This is a genomic window from Duganella sp. 1411 (assembly GCF_017833525.1).
In the GTDB taxonomy this organism is placed as follows: domain Bacteria; phylum Pseudomonadota; class Gammaproteobacteria; order Burkholderiales; family Burkholderiaceae_D; genus Rugamonas.
In genome coordinates, this window is sequence record NZ_JAFICD010000002.1 from 56,519 (window position 1) to 72,833 (window position 16,315).

The window sequence follows — 16,315 nt, forward strand, 5'->3', positions numbered from 1 at the left end:
GGCGGATTAGCGCAGCGTAATCCGCCAAGCTCCGTCGGAGGCCCCAAACGTAAGCCCAATCACACGTCAACTTGCAACAAGCGCCGTTTAACCTCCTGCTGAAACGCCGGCGCCAGCAAAATCGCGCGATGGTCGACGCCATCTACGACACTGTGGCTAAACGACGTGGCATGAACACTCCAATCCCGCAACCCGGGCGCACGGCGCTCCAGCGACGCGCCGGCCATAAACGCGTGCAACGGCGCGCCCAACGTGCCATAGCGATAACGCCCCATGATCATGGCGTTATCGAACGCCACCCATAAACTATATTCGCCGCTGCCCAACGCCGGGCCGTCGAGCGGCAGTTCGGCTTCGTCCAACAAATGACACAGCGCCGCGTTGCGCTCGTCCGCCGTCATGCGCGCAAACAGCGCATCCCAGCGTCCGGCCATGGCCGACCGCTCGAGCCAGCGCGCCAGTTTCAATTCAGCCGCAGCGCTTTCCTCGACCGTCAACACGCGCCCCACCGGCGCGTAACCCTCGAACACATCGACCACGCACACCAGCGCCGGCGGCTGGTCGCGCTCCAGTTCACGCGCCGTCGCAAACGCCAGATCGCCGCCGAACGACCAGCCCAGCAAAGCGCAAGGCTTCCCACCCGTCTCCGCGCGGATATGGGCAGCGTAACGCCGCGCCAGTTGATCCAGCTCCAGCCCGTCCCAGCGTGCACCGGTCAGCGCGTGGCAAACGAAGCTGCGCACCGGCCGGTCCTGCCCCAGCGCCTCGACCACCGCAGCGTACTCGCTCGAATTGACATTCAATCCAGGGAAGCAGTAAAGCGGCATGCCGGCGCCGTCGCGGTTCATGTGCACCACTTCGCAGCGCGGTGTCTCGTGTATATCCAGGCGCAAAGCCTGCCCCGCCAAGGTCGGCGTGTTGAACACGTCGGCCAGCGCCAGGCAACCCTCGCCAAAACGCTGCTGCACCTGCCGCAGCAACCGCAACGCCATCAACGAATTGCCGCCAAGGGCGAAGAAATCGTCATCCCTTCCCACTTCCTCGACGCGCAGCAGCTCGCGCCAGATCGCCGCCAGCGCGGTTTCGGCGGCGCCGCGCGGAGCCTCCCCGCCCGCCGCCGGCGCGCCCTGCGGTCGTGGCAACGCCTTGCGGTCCACTTTACCGGCGGGGCTGAGCGGCAGCGCCGCCAGCGTCACGATCCGTGCCGGCACCATATATTCGGGCAAAGCCGACGCCAGTTCGCGCCTGAGCTGCGCTTCTTCCAACACGCCGGCGTGGCCCGGGTTGGCCGTCACGTAGGCCAGCAACTGCCCGGCGTCGGCGATGACCGCCGCCTCCCGCACGCCGGACTGGCGCAGCAGCTGCGATTCGACCTCGCCCAACTCGATACGGAAACCCCGCACCTTGACCTGCTGGTCGATCCGCCCAAGGTAAAGCAGCTGGCCGTCGGCGCGCCAGCGCACCAGATCACCGGTCCGGTACAGGCGTGCGCCCGGCGCGCCACGAGGATCGGCGATGAACTTCTCGGCTGACAGACCGGGGCGGTTCAGGTAGCCGCGCGCCAGCAAGGCCCCGCCGATGCACAATTCGCCCGGAGCGCCCGGCGCCACCGGATTCAGGTCGGCGTCAAGCACATGGAAACTGCGGCCGGCCAGCGGACGGCCGATCGGCGTCGCAGCAGGCAGCGGCGCGCCATCGGCCACGCAGGCATGGCAATCATAAACGCTGGCGGTGACGATGGTTTCGGTCGGTCCGTAACTGTTCAGCAGCTTGACGCCGGCAAGGCCGGCATCGGCCCAGGCCCGCATGCCTTCGGGCGGCATCGCCTCGCCGGTGGCGTGCACTTGGCGCAGCGCGCCATAGTCGCGCGGCCCGTGCGCGGCGAAATCCTGAGCCAGCAGGAACCAGTATGCGGTGCTTAAATCGGCCACGCTGATGCGCTGCTCCATGACCTCCCGATAGAAGCGGCCACTGTCCCACAGTTCGGGGCCGCGAACCACCACGGCCGCGCCCATGCACAAAGGCGGAAACAACTGCTCGACGAAGCCGTCGAAATTGATCGTCGAGAAAAGCAGCACGCGATCGCGCGGCGACAAGCCGAAATAGCCGATGGCCACCTGCGTGTGGGCGCTCAGCGCATGGTGCTCGACGCCGATGCCTTTGGGACGGCCGGTCGATCCGGAGGTGTAGATCACGTAGGCCAGTTGGCTTTCCCGCAGCGGCGGCTCGGGATCGTCGGCGCTGTGCCCTTCCAACGCCAGCGTATCGATCGCAAGCTTGCGCGCGGCCGCCGGCAACACCGGGGCCAGCGCGGAGGTGGTGAGCATCAGCGCGATGGCGCTATCGTCGACCATGCTGGCCAGCCGCTCGCCCGGATAATCGGGGTCCAGCGCGACATAGGCGGCGCCGCTTTTCAGGATCGCCAACACGCCGATCACCAGTTCGACGGAGCGCGGCAGCGCGATGCCGACCCGCGTTTCGGCGCCCGCTCCCTGGGTGATCAAATAGTGGGCCAGCTGGTTTGCGCGGCGGTTCACTTCCGCGTAGCTCAAGCTATTCCCCTCGAACACCAACGCGTCGGCGTCGGGCGTGGCGCGCGCCTGGCGCTCGAACCGGCGCGTGACCGGATCGGCGCGGCCAACCGGTCCCGGATGGTCGCCGAGACGACGCAGCAGCGCCAGTTGCTCCGGTCCCGCCAGGCCAGCTTCGCCGACCGGCGCGGCCGGCGCGGCGACCATGGCGCGCAACAATTGCAGATAGCCTGCTTCGAGCGCGGCGGCGCTTTCGTCATCGAACAGGCGGGTATCGTATTCCAATATCCCTTGCAACTGGCCGTCGCCCGCGACGATATCGAGCGATAGTTCCGCCTTGCTGCCGACGGGGTCCAGCGGCAGCGCCTTCACATCCAGGCCGCCCAGTTCCAGGCCACGCTGGTCGGCTTGCATCTCCAGTCCGAACATGACCTGAAACAGCGGATGGCGGCCGGGCTGGCGCGACGCGCCCACCCGCCGCTCGAGCAGCAGCTCCAGCGGCGTATCGGCGCGTCCCAAGGCGGCGAGCGCGTCGCCGCGCACCTGGCGGCACAGCGCCGACCAGCTCAACTCCGGCCGCAGGCGCGCGCGATACACCTGCATGGTGACGAAAAAGCCGACCACGTTCTGCAGCTCGGCGCGTCCGCGACCGGCGTTCGGCACACCGATCGCGAAATCACGCTGTCCATCGAGGCGTCCAAGCAGCACCTGCCAGGCGGCCAGACACGCCACGAACAAGGTGCAGCCCTGGTTGCGGCAAAAGGCCTGCAGCGCCGTCTCCAGTTCGGCGGGCGCCCGGAAGCGGCGCCGCGCGCCGGTCGGCCCTGCGGCGGACGGGCCACGCGCCGGCGCATCCGGCAGCGCCAATGCCGGCACATCGCGCAGGTAACGCTCCCAATAATCGAGTTGGGCCGGCAGTTCCGCGCCAGGCATCCCTTCGCGCTGCCAGATCGCGTAGTCCGCATAGCCGACGCGCGCCGCCGGGGGCGCGGTCCGGTCGCCGGACAAAGCCTGTCGATAGCCCTGCGCGATATCTTGCATCAGCAGGGCGTTGGACCAGCCATCGCTGACGATGTGGTGCATGCCGAGCACCAGGATGTGACGCCGCGGAGCGCGGCGGTACAGGCGCGCGAACAGCAACGGGGCCGCGCCCAGGTCGAACACGTGGTTTGCAGCCTGCCGCAGCTTATCCTCCAACTGCGCCGCGTCGTTTATCGTTTCATATACCAGATTGAACACGGCGTCGCCCTGCACGATCTGTACCGGCTCGCCATCCTGCTGTGCAAAGCGCGTGCGCAGGACCGCGTGCCGCGCGATCAGCGACCGCAGCGACGATTCCAGCGCGCCTGCATCCAGCTCGCCATCCACCTCGAAGGCACGCACCATGTTGTAGGACGTCAGGCCCGGATCGAGCTGCTGCAAAAGCCATAATTGATGCTGCCCGTACGACAGCGGCGCCGCCACGCCGGGGATTGCGCGCGCACGGATACCTGCTTCTTCTCCACCTTCGAGGTCCGCCTCGTCCTCGTCCAACAACAACGCCAGCAGGTCGTCATCCATGTCGTTCATCGTGCTAAAGCCTTACCGGTCAACATACCGAGTTTCTTCAATTTTCCCGCCGCCGAAGCAGGCGCCTTGATGGGCGCCAGCGGGTCCGCAACCATTTTCTCCAGCGTCTCGACCCAGGCGGCCGAGAGGCCGGCCGCCGACTCAGGCTCGAATAGTTCGCTGGCGTAGACCAGGTTCGCGCCATAACCGCCGTCGTCGGCCGGGGTCACAAACATCGCCATGTCGAACTTGGACGATACGTCGCGGTCGCGCAGCACTTCGATGTCAATATGCGGAATCTCCAGCCGGCCCTGGACCACGTTTTGCAACACGAACAGCACCTGCAGCAGCGGATTCCAGCGCCGGTCGCGCTCCACGCCGGCCAGCTCCACCACCCGGTCGAACGGCAGCTCCTGATGCTCGAACGCGTCCAGCGCGGCACGCCCGCTCTCGCGCAGGAAGTCGACATAACACATCTGCGGCGACAGCTTTGAACGCAGCGGAAGCACATTGACGAAGAAACCGATCAAACCTTCCAATTCCCGCTGCGAGCGCCCGGCGACGTCGGTGCCGATGACGAAATCGCCAGCGCCGGATTGCCGATGAAGGACTAGCTGGAACGCCGCCAACAACACCATGAATGGCGTCAGCTGGTGTTCCCTGGCCAACGCCGCCACCGACGCGGCGAGCGGCGCCGGCACCTGGGCGCGCACCGCGCCGCCGGCATGGCTTGGCTGCGCCGGACGGACCTTGTCGCACTTCACAAGCGGAGTGCCCGGGGCGCCGCGCAGATAGTCGCGCCAGAACCCTTCCTCGATCGCCAGCGCCTCGCCTTGCCAGCGCCGGTGCTGCCAGGCCGCGTAGTCCGCATACTGCAACGGCAAAGGCGCGAGCGCGGCGTCGTCGCCTTCCAGCGCGGCGCGGTAGAAGGCGACAAATTCGTCGACCAGCACGCCCATCGACCAGCCGTCGGCGACGATGTGATGCACCACAAAGGACAGCACATGCACGTCCGATCCGGTACGCAGCAAGGCGGCGCGTAGCAGCGGTGCGCGTTCCAGGTCGAACACCTGGCCCGCATGCTCGGCCAGCGCGGCGTCGATGTCCGACTGCGGGCGGCCATCGAGATCGATCAGCGGCACGTCCAGCTGCAGTGCCGCCGCGATGACGGCCTGTGGTTCGCCGTCATCGTCCTCGATGTAGGAAGTCCGCAGCACTTCGTGGCGCTCGACGATCGCCGCCAACGCCGCACGGACGGCGGCCAGCGACAAGGGGCCAGACAGCCGCGCCGCCGAAGTCATGTTGTAGGCCGCGCGCTTGAGCGGCGTGCCGGCCAGCCGGTCCAGCAGCCAAAGGCGGTGCTGCGACAGCGACAGCGGCATGTGGTGACCGCGAGGCACCGGCAGCAAGGGGATCGCCACTTCGGACGGTCGCGCCAGGCGGGCCGCCATCGCCGCCAAAGTCGGATGTTCGAAGACGTCGCGCAAGGCCAGCATGCCCAAATCGGCTTGTTTCAACCGCGCGATCATGCCGATCGCCAGCAACGAGTGGCCGCCCAATGCGAAGAAATCTTCATTCCGTCCGACCTGCTCCACGCCCAGCACCTCGCGCCAGATTGCCGCCAGCGCCAGTTCGGCCGCGCCTTGCGGCGCCGCATAGTCGCCGCCCTGCTGCGTCGGCGCCGGCAGCGCCTTGCGATCGACCTTGCCGTTGGCGTTGAGTGGCAACGCCGCCAGCGCCACGATCTGTGACGGCACCATATAATCCGGCAGCGCCGCCAACAAGGCTTGGCGCAGCGCCGCGTCATCGGCTTGCGGCGCCACATAGGCGACCAGGCGCATGCCGCCCGCGCCCTGATGCGCCACCACCACCGCCTCCTTCACCCCCGGCTGCGCCAGCAGTTGCGATTCGATCTCGCCCAATTCGATGCGCAGCCCGCGCAACTTGACCTGATGATCAATCCGGCCCAGATACTCCAACTGGCCGTCGCCGCGCCAGCGCACCAGATCCCCGGTGCGGTACAGTCGTCCACCGCCGCCGAACGGATCGGCGACAAAGCGTTCCGCCGTCAGCGCGCCACGCCGCAGGTAGCCGCGCGCCAGGCCGGCACCGCCCAGATACAGCTCGCCGACGGCGCCGCGCGGCACCAGTTGCAGCTCGGGTCCCAGCACGTGGGTTTCGGTGGCGGCGATCGGCGCGCCGATCGGCACGCTGGCCGCGCAGTCGTCGACGCAGGTCCAGTGGGTGACGTCGATCGCGGCCTCGGTCGGTCCGTACAGGTTGTACAAGGCCGCTTGCGGCAGGCAGGCAAAGGCGCGCGCCTGCAGTTCGGCCGGCAGCGCCTCGCCACTGCAGACGATGCGCCGCAGGCTGGCGCAGGCCGCCCCGCCCTCGGTCTCCAGATGGGCGACGAAGGCCTGCAGCATCGACGGCACGAAGTGGATCGTGCTGACCTGATGGCGGGCGATGCGCGCGGCCAGCAGCGCAGGGTCCTTGTGCTCGCCGGGTTCGGCCATCGCCAGCGTGGCGCCTTCGGTCAGCGGCCAGAAAAACTCCCAGACCGAGACGTCAAAGCTGAACGGCGTCTTTTGCAGCACCGTGTCGCTGGCGTCGAGACCGTAGGCGTCCTGCATCCACGCCAGCCGGTTGTTGAGCGAGCCGTGGCGGTTGGCCGCCCCTTTGGGCTTGCCGGTCGAGCCGGAGGTGTAGATCGCGTACGCTACGTTTTCATCGTGCAGCGCCGGCGCCGGATTGTGCTCTGGCTGGCCGGACAGGTCCAGCGCGTCCAGCCGCAGCACCGTCGCCTCTGGCGCCCACGGCGCCGGCTCCGTGCCGGTCAACAGCAGCGCCACGCCGCTGTCCTGGGCCATGTAGGCCAGGCGCTCGGCCGGATAATCGGGATCGAACGGCACGTAGGCGCCGCCCGCCTTGAGGATCGCCAGCAGGCCGACCACCATCGCCACCGAGCGTTCCAGCGCGATGCCGACCAGGCTTTCCGGTCCCACGCCAAGCTCCGTCAGGCGATGGGCCAGACGGTTGGCTCGCCGGTTCAACTCTTCATAACTCAGAGACTCGTCGCCGCACAGCAGCGCCACGGCGTCGGGACGGGCGGCGGCCTGCGCCTCGAAGCGGCGCTGCACCGGCGCCATCGGCGGATAGCGGCGCTCGTTGCGGCCCAGTGCCAGCAACTGATCCAATTCCAAGTCGCCAAACAGCGTCAGGTCCGCGAGTATCGCTTGCGGCGCGGCCGCCATCTGCGCCAACAAACCGGCCATCTGTTCGGATACCGCCTTTACCGCGTTCGCGGAAAACTGCGATCGCTCATACGAAAAGCGCAGACGCAGTCCGTCGCCCTGCACCACCGACAACGCCATCGCGAAACTGGTCTCGTCGTGCGTGCGGGCCGACGAAAAGCGCATCCCGCCCGGCGCCGATTGCGACAGCATCTGATCGACCGGATAGTTTTCAAACACCAGGATCGTATCGAACAGCGCCTGCCCGCCGTGGCCGGCACGACGCTGCAACTCGTACAGCGGCGTGTATTCATGCTCCCGCAAGGCCAGGTTTTGCTCCTGCAGTTGGCGCAGCCACGCGCCCACGTCCAGTTCCGCGACCGGCGCCCCAATCAGCGGCAAGGTGTTGATGAACAATCCGACCCAGTTATCGGCGCCGGCCAGTTCCGCCGGCCGGCCCGATACCGTAACGCCGAAGGCCACCGCCTGCTGACCGGTATAGCGCTGCAACAGCAGCATCCAGGCCGCCTGCACCAGCGTATTCAAAGTCACCCTTTGCTCGCGCGCGAAGCGTGCCAACAACTGGGTTTCGTTCGCCTTCATGTCGAACACGTGCTGCTCACGACCTGGCATGGCCGATGGCGCCTGCACGGCGCGGGCCAGCAAGGTCGGTTCCGGCAGCAGCCGCAATTGGGCGTCCCACCAAGCCTGGCTGGCCACCTGGTCGCGGTCCGCAAGCCAGGAGATATAGTCGCGATAACGTCCGTTCGGCGCCGCCACCCGCGCGCCGTCGTATTCCCGCAGCACTTCGCCGAGCAGCATCGAAGTGCTCCAGCCATCGAGCAGCAAGTGGTGAACGCTCCAGATCAGATGGTGGGTATCGGTCCCGGTGCGCACCAGCGTCAAACGCATCAACGGCGGGCAAGCCAGATCGAAACCGCGCGCCAGGTCGGCGCCGGCCAAGGTGTCCAACGCCGCCGGCAAGTCGTCGCGGCCACGCCAATCATGCAATTCGAATGGCAAAGGCAGCTCGTGCGCCAGCCATTGCAGCGGCGCGCCGGGCAGCGTCAGGAAGCCGGTGCGCAGCACGTCGTGGCGCCGCAACGCGCCGCGCCAGGCCGCCTCGAACCGCGTAACCTCCAGACCTGCGACGTCGACCCGCAATTGGTTGACATACGTGGCGCCGGCATCGTCGCGCAGGCTGTGGAACAACAGTCCCTGCTGCATCGGTGACAGCGGATACAAGTCCGCCAATTGCGCCGCAGGCACCGGCAGCTCGTCGAGCGCCCGCTGATCCAGCCGCGCCAACGGCACGTCGGACGGTGTCAGGCCGGAGGCGCCACCGCAGCAATGAGCGATCAACGCGCGCAACTCAAGTTTGCAGGACCGCGCCAGCGCGGCGATCGTCGACGCATCAAAACGCGCGCTGCTATAGCTGAAGTCAAGCCGCAACTCGCCTTGATAAACCTGGCCGTTGACCGAAAGCGCATAGTCGAGCGGCGCATCGGGAGCGGTGTTGGTGCCACCATTTTCCTCGGCCGGACGCCAGATGGCGGCGGCATCGAAGCTGGCGTCGAACTGGCCCAGGTAATTGAACAGCACTTGCGCCGCCGGCAACGCGGCCACCGCCTCGCGCACAGGCGCATCGGCAAGATGGCGCAAAGCGTCGAATCCCAGCCCCTTGTCGGGCGCCGAGCGCAGGCTTTCCTTGACGCGTTTCAGCGCCGCGCCGATGTCGCCGTCCGCGTGCAGCGCCACCGGATAAAGGCTGGTGAACCATCCGACGGTGCCGGACAGGTCGATATCGCCGGACAGTTCCTCGCGGCCGTGCCCTTCGAGGTCGACCAACACACTCGATAATCCGCTCCAGGCGGTGAGCGCACGTCCCAGTGCCGTCAACAGCAGGTCGTTGACCTGGGTACGATAGGCCGCCGGCGCCTGTTTCAGCAAGGCGTCGGTGGCGGTGCGATCCAGCCTGAACCCGGCGTTGGCCCGCTCACGCATTGTGCTGGCGCCATCCGGGCGGTCGCACGGCAGCGCGGATGGCGTCGCGCACACCTGACGCCAGTAGGCCAGTTGCCCCGTCTGTTCTTGCGCATATTTTTGCAGCCGCAGCACCCATGCCTGATAGCTGGCACCAGCGACGGCCGGCAGTTCCCGCCCCTCGTACAGCGCTTGCAGTTCCTCCAGCAGGATGCGCCACGACACGCCGTCGATAGCCAGATGGTGCACCACCAACAACAAGCGCGAGCTACCGTCGGCCAGTTCGATCAACATCGCCCTGACCATGCGCCCCTGGGCGATACTCAGACTGCGCTGCGCTTCTTCGCAGAGCGCCTCCACCTGCGTGGAATCGCCGGCTTGGCGCACCCACAAGCAAGCCTGTTTCGGCGCATCGCCGTAGGCTTGCGTCCATTGTCCGTCAGTTTCACGGGTAAAGCGCAGGCGCAGGCTGGCGTGGCGCGCCAGCAGGGCCTGCAGCGCCAGCTCAAGCCGCGCCGCGTCAAGCCGTGTATCCGCTCGCAGCAGCAAGGATTGATTCCAATGATCCCGTGCCGGTATGGCGCGCTCGAAGAAGGCCGCCTGTATCGGCAGCAGGCTGAAAGCGCCCGCGATCGGCTCCGGCGCGGTGGTCGACGTGGCGATGCTCGCATCGAGCGTCTGCGCCACCGAGGCCAATTGAGCGATGCTCTGGCGCTCGAACAAGTGGCGCGGACTGATTTTCCAGCCTGCGCGGCGCGCACGCGCGACGATTTGCAAGCTGATGATGGAATCGCCACCTAGGGCAAAGAAATTATCGTCCCGTCCGACCTGCTCCACGCCCAGCACCTCGCGCCAGATCGCCGCCAGCGCCAGTTCTGCCGCGCCTTGCGGGGCCGCATAGTCGCCGCCCTGCTGCGTCGGCGCCGGCAGCGCCTTGCGATCGACCTTGCCGTTGGCGTTGAGCGGCAGCGCCGCCAGCGCCACGATCTGTGACGGCACCATATAATCCGGCAGCGCCGCCAATAAGGCTTGGCGCAGCGCCGCGTCGTCGGCTTGCGGCGCCACATAGGCGACCAGGCGCATGCCGCCCGCGCCCTGATGCGCCACCACCACCGCCTCCTTCACCCCCGGCTGCGCCAGCAGTTGCGATTCGATCTCGCCCAATTCGATGCGCAGGCCGCGCAACTTGACCTGATGGTCGATCCGGCCCAGGTACTCCAACTGGCCGTCGCCGCGCCAGCGCACCAGATCCCCGGTGCGGTACAGCCGTCCACCGCCGCCGAACGGATCGGCGACAAAGCGTTCCGCCGTCAGTGCGCCACGCCGCAGGTAGCCGCGTGCCAGGCCGGCGCCGCCCAGATACAGCTCGCCGACGGCGCCGCGCGGCACCAGTTGCAGCTCGGGTCCCAGCACGTGGGTCTCGGTGGCGGCGATGGGCGCGCCGATCGGCACACTGGCCGCGCCGTCGTCGACGCAGGTCCAGTGGGTGACGTCGATCGCCGCCTCGGTCGGTCCGTACAAGTTGTATAGCGCCGCTTGCGGCAGGCAGGCAAAGGCGCGCGCCTGCAGTTCGGCCGGCAGCGCCTCGCCGCTGCAGACGATGCGCCGCAGGCTGGCGCAGGCCGCCCCGCCCTCGGTCTCCAGATGGGCGACGAAGGCTTGCAGCATCGACGGCACGAAGTGGATCGTGCTGACCTGATGGCGGGCGATGCGCGCGGCCAGCAGCGCCGGGTCCTTGTGCTCGCCGGGTTCGGCCATCGCCAGCGTGGCGCCTTCGGTCAGCGGCCAGAAAAACTCCCAGACCGAGACGTCAAAGCTGAACGGCGTCTTTTGCAGCACCGTGTCGCTGGCGTCGAGACCGTAGGCGTCCTGCATCCACGCCAGCCGGTTGTTGAGCGAGCCGTGGCGGTTGGCCGCCCCTTTGGGCTTGCCGGTCGAGCCGGAAGTGTAGATCGCGTACGCCACATTCTCGTCGTGCAGCGCCGGCGCCGGATTGTGCTCCGGCTGGCCGGACAGGTCCAGCGCGTCCAGCCGCAGCACCGTCGCCTCTGGCGCCCACGGCGCCGGCTCCGTGCCGGTCAACAGCAGCGCCACGCCGCTGTCCTGGGCCATGTAGGCCAGGCGCTCGGCCGGGTAATCGGGATCGAACGGCACGTAGGCGCCGCCCGCCTTGAGGATCGCCAGCAGGCCGACCACCATCGCCACCGAGCGTTCCAGCGCGATGCCGACCAGGCTTTCCGGTCCCACGCCAAGCTCCGTCAGGCGATGGGCCAGACGGTTGGCTCGCCGGTTCAACTCTTCATAACTCAGAGACTCGTCGCCGCACAGCAGCGCCACGGCGTCGGGACGGGCGGCGGCCTGCGCCTCGAAGCGGCGCTGCACCGGCGCCATCGGCGGATAGCGGCGTTCATTGCGGCCCCACGCCGCCAGTTGGCGGTGCTGCGCGGTCGACAGGAAATCCGTTTCGCCCAGCATCCGCTGTGGATTGTCGACCATCAGTTCCAGCAGCCGCTGGTAATCGTCCCGCACGCGGTCGATGGTGGCGGCGTCGAACATGCCGGTGCTGTACTCGATGGCGCACTGCACTTCGCCGCGTACGACGAACATCTCCAGCGACAAATCCAGTTTCGAACTGCCGTCGTCCACATCCATCAATTCGACCTGCAAGCCTTGCAGCGTTGGCGTGTCTGCGCCGTCGATGATCTGCAGACCGAACATCGACTGGAACAACGGCTGGCGTGGATCGTCGCGCAGCGTGCCGCGCCGCCGTTCCAGCAACAGTTCCAGCGGCGCTTCGGCGTGGTTCATCGCGGCCAGCGAATCGGCGCGCACTTGCCGGCACAGATCGGACCAGCTCATCTCCGGCCGCAGGCGCGCGCGGTAAGCCTGGGTAGTGACGAAGAAGCCCACCAGCTCATGCAACTCCTCGCGCGCGCGACCGGCGCTCGGCACGCCAACCGCGAAATCATTTTGACCGCTGTAACGGGCCAGCAGCACCTGCCATGCGGCGAGACAGGCGACAAAGCTGGTGCATCCCTGCTGACGGCAAAATGCCTGAAGCTGTTGCGCCAGGGCGGCGGGCAAGGTGAAGCGCAGCCGCGCGCCGGCATGGCCCTCGGTCGGCCGCGCGCGGTCGCCCGGCAGCGCCAGGGGCGGTACGCCGCGCAAATAGTCGTCCCAGTAATCGAGATCGGACAGCAGCGCCGGCGCCTGCATGCGGCCGCGCTGCCATACGGCGTAGTCGGCGTAAGCCAATGGCGCGGCGGGCAGCGTAACCGCCGCACCGTCCAAGGCCTGACGGTAGCCGTTGGCGAGATCGCGCATCAGTACAGCATTGGACCAACCGTCACTGACCAGGTGGTGCATGCCGATGACCAGCACATGCTGGTCCGGCGCGGTACGGAACAGGCGCGCGAACAGCAACGGCGCGGCCGTGAGGTCGAACACCATGCCCGCAGCGGCCCGCAGGCGCTGCTCCAGCAAGGCGAAGGTGTCGCCACCGTTATCCAAATCTTCCAACTGCAGCGAGAGCGGCGCTTGATCTTGCACGACTTGCACCGGCTCGTCGTCAATGACATCGAAGCGCGTGCGCAGCACGTCGTGCCGCGCGACCAGTGCCTGCAAGGCGCGCTCCAGCGCCCGAACATCAAGCTCGCCGGAGAGCCGGAACGCACGTACCAGATTGTAGGCGGTCAGTCCCGGCTCCAACTGGTGCATCAGCCATAACTGGCGCTGACCGTAGGACAACGGCGCCGGCGCGCCGGGAAGGCTGCGGCGCTCTATGCCGGCCTTCGACTCCACATCGCCATCTTCTTCGTCCAGCAGTAGCGCCAGCAGTTCCTCGTCCATCTCGCTCATCGCTTCATCCAATCTCTTGTTCATTAATTACGCCGCTTTGCCCTGGCGTGAGCGCTCCAGCAAGGCCGCGCGCTGTTCAGGCGTCAGCAACGCCAGCCGGCGCTGCGCCTCGGCCAGCTTGTCGAGTTGGGCGGCGTCCGCGCTGGTGGCGCGCAGCAGCCGCGCCAGCGCCTCCACCGTGGCATGGTCGAACACCAGGCCGGGGGCGATTTCCACCTTCAGCAGCTTGCGGATGCGCGCGGTCAGTTTGATCACCAGCAGCGAGTGGCCGCCGGCGTCGAAGAAGTCCTCGTCGACGCCGATTTCCTGGCGCCCCAGCAGGCCGGCCATGCAGTCGGCCAGCACGAATTCCAACGCATCGCGCGGCGCCACTAATTGCGCGCGGCGCTGCAGCGGCGCCGACGCGGCCAACGCGGCGCGGTCGATCTTGCCATTCGCCAGCCGTGGCAGCGCCGCCACGAATACATAACGTGCCGGCAGCATGTGCGTCGGCAGGCGCGCCGCCAAATGGGCCTTGATCAACGCCTCGGCATCCTGCGCGCCGTCATCGAGCACCGCCAGCAGGCCGGTCTGCCCCGCTTCGTCGGGCACGGCCAATACGACGCCCTGCCGCACAGCCGGCGCGGCCAGCAGCGCGGCCTCGATTTCGGCCGGCTCGACGCGGTAGCCCCGGATTTTCACCTGATGGTCGGCGCGACCGGCAAGCAGTACGGCGCCATTCGGCAGTAGCCAGGCCAGATCGCCACTGCGGTACAGGCGTTGGCCCGGATGCCGCGGGTCGTCGATAAAGGCCGAGCCGCCAGCGCCGTTAAGGTAACCGCGTGCCAGTTGCGCGCCACCGATATAGATCTCGCCCAGCGAGCCGGCAGGCATTGGCCGCAGTTGCGCGTCGAGCACCTCGATGCGGCAATTGGGCAGCACGGCGCTGAGCGGCAGTACCGGGGCGGGAGGCGCGGCGCCGTCGACGGCGTGGATCATGACGCCCACCGTGGTCTCGGTCGGACCATAATGGTTGTAGATGCGGCACGCCGGCTCCAGGCGCAGCATGCGCGCGATCAGCGCCGCCGGAGCGGCCTCGCCGCCGAGCACCACCAATCGGGGCAACACGGCGTCGTCGCCATCGAGCAGCGCCTCCAGATGCGACGGCACCATCTTGACCGCGTCGATGGCATGCGTACGCAGGAAGCGAGCGAACGACGGCGCGTCCTGCATATCGGCGCTACCAGCCACCACCAGGCAGGCGCCGTTGTACAAGGCGCCGAACAACGCGGTGTTGCCAAGGTCGGCCGCGACGGTGCCGGTCAACGCCCAGCGCCGGCTTGCCGCCAAATCCATCGCGCGCGACGCGCCGGCGACGTAGTTAAGCAGTTGGCCGTGTTCGACGATCACGCCCTTGGGCGTGCCGGTGGAGCCGGAGGTGTACAGTACGTAAGCAACATCCGCCGCATCGTTGCGCGACCGCGGCGCCACATCGTCGATGCTCGTTGGCGTATCGCGCAGGCCATCCAGGCCATCCAGGCCAAACTGGCGCGGCCAGTCGGCTTTGGCGGCCAGCATCGCCGCCTCGCTGGCGTGCAGCAGCAACGCGGGACGGGCGTCGGCCAGGATCGCGTCACGGCGGCCGGACGGCCAATGCGGATCCAGCGGCAGGTAGCCGGCACCCAGGCGCCAGGCCGCCAGCAAGGCCACCACGAAGTCGCTCGAACGCTCGAGGTTGAGCGCCACCAGATCGCCACGGCCTACACCCTGTTCGGCCATCCACCGCGCCACGCGGCCGGCCTTGCGGTCCAATTCGAGATAGCTCAGCGTCATGCCGCTGTCGATGATGGCCGGCGCATCGGGGGAACTGGCGGCCAGCTGCGCGATACGCTCGCCGACCGAAACGGTACCGATATCGACTGCGCCCGCGCCGTCGCCCACCACGCCGGCGGGCAGTGGCACTTCGGCCAGCGTCATCTCGGGTTGGCGCGACAAACCGTCGAGCAGCGCCAGGTATTGTTGCAGCAGGCACGCCACGTCCTGTTGTGCATAGCGCGCGGCGGTGGCATGCAGCGCGACCGACGTCTGACCACCGTGGACAACCCGCAGCGCCAGTTCGAACGGCGCCCCCGGACCAGGCAGTGGATCGGCGCGCCAAGTGGAGGCGCCTGCCTGCGGTTGCATGAAGACGAAGCCGATAGCCGGGGCGGATGCGGTGCAATATTCCTGCGCGCCGCGATGCGCTTCCAGCGTTTCCGTAAACGTGGGCAGCAAGTCGCCGAAGCCCGATTCCGGGCTCGCTTCGATCGCGACCGGCATCACCTTGTCGAACACGCCGATCGCTCCCGCCATCACCTCGTAGTCGCGGCGGCAGTCGTGCAACCATCCGCCCAACACATGGCCGCTTCCCTGCAAACGCGCCAGCAGCAACCACCAGGCCAATTGCAGCGCCGTCTCCAGGTCGGCGCCGAGCGCCGATGCCGCCTGCTCGATCCGCGCGAGAACGTCGGCATCGATTTCGGCGCGCGCGACGCTGTCGCCATCCAAGCCGGCGACGGCTGGTTCGCCGCGATAGCACAGTTGCGGCACGACCGCGCCGGCATGGCGCTTCAGGTAATCGTCCCAATAGGCGCGGCCCTGCGCCGCTTCGGAATCATCGTCCAGATCCCGACGCCACTCGACATACTGCGAATACTGGAATACCTCTTCCTCGTCAGGCTTGCCATAGTAAGCCAGACCCAGATCGCGCCACAACAACGGCAGGCTGGCCTGATCGGCCGCCAGCGCCGCCACGTTCAACGCGATCACAGAGGACGACTCGCCGGTGTGGATGATGGTCGCGACGATAGTCTGGCCGGCATTGGTGTCCGGCGCGTCCTTTCGCGCCACGGCCAGCAGTTCCGCCAGCGAGGCGGTGGCCAAGGTGGCGTCGGCCGTCGTTACCGTTACCGGTGCGCCGTCCTGCTCCTGCTGGCGCAGCCCCCGATAGCCTGCCAAAGTGCGATAAGCGAAGCGCAGCGACTGGTGGCGTTCGGCGACGGCGGCCAGCGCACGTTCAAGGCGCTGCGGTTCGATGCGCACATCCGCACGAGCGGTGACGAAGTGGGTGGCACCGTCGTCCGGCAGCATACGTTGTTCGGGGCCGAGCGGCCAATGACGGATTTCGTCCTGGGTGGGGTTCAT

The 16,315-nt window shown here is 67.6% G+C and carries 3 protein-coding genes; all 3 read right to left on the reverse strand.

Annotated elements, in window-relative coordinates; translation table 11 throughout:
- Nucleotides 1–59 precede the first annotated feature (59 nt).
- From JOD97_RS12050 to JOD97_RS12060, 3 genes are read right to left on the reverse strand one after another with little or no spacing between them, the layout of a single operon-like run.
- On the reverse strand, nt 60–4,100 hold the full coding sequence (locus JOD97_RS12050) for a non-ribosomal peptide synthetase (RefSeq protein WP_209717632.1): 4,041 nt from the start codon (nt 4,098–4,100) through the stop codon (nt 60–62).
- The gene (locus JOD97_RS12055; protein ID WP_209717635.1) at nt 4,097–13,177 is read right to left on the reverse strand and encodes a non-ribosomal peptide synthetase; all 9,081 of its coding nucleotides are present in this window, start codon (nt 13,175–13,177) and stop codon (nt 4,097–4,099) included. The genes JOD97_RS12050 and JOD97_RS12055 overlap by 4 nt, the downstream gene beginning before the upstream one ends.
- Nucleotides 13,178–13,180: 3 nt before the next feature.
- Nucleotides 13,181–16,315 carry a non-ribosomal peptide synthetase gene (locus tag JOD97_RS12060; protein WP_209717638.1) on the reverse strand — a complete coding sequence of 1,045 codons (3,135 nt, stop codon included), beginning with the start codon at nt 16,313–16,315 and terminating at the stop codon, nt 13,181–13,183.

What these genes read in the sequence shown, in the direction of transcription:
- JOD97_RS12050 (WP_209717632.1), bottom strand. Translation starts at nt 4,100, where the DNA reads ATGAACGACATGGATGACGACCTGCTGGCGTTGTTGTTGGACGAGGAC.
- JOD97_RS12055 (WP_209717635.1), bottom strand. Translation starts at nt 13,177, where the DNA reads ATGAACAAGAGATTGGATGAAGCGATGAGCGAGATGGACGAGGAACTG.
- JOD97_RS12060 (WP_209717638.1), bottom strand. Translation starts at nt 16,315, where the DNA reads ATGAACCCCACCCAGGACGAAATCCGTCATTGGCCGCTCGGCCCCGAA.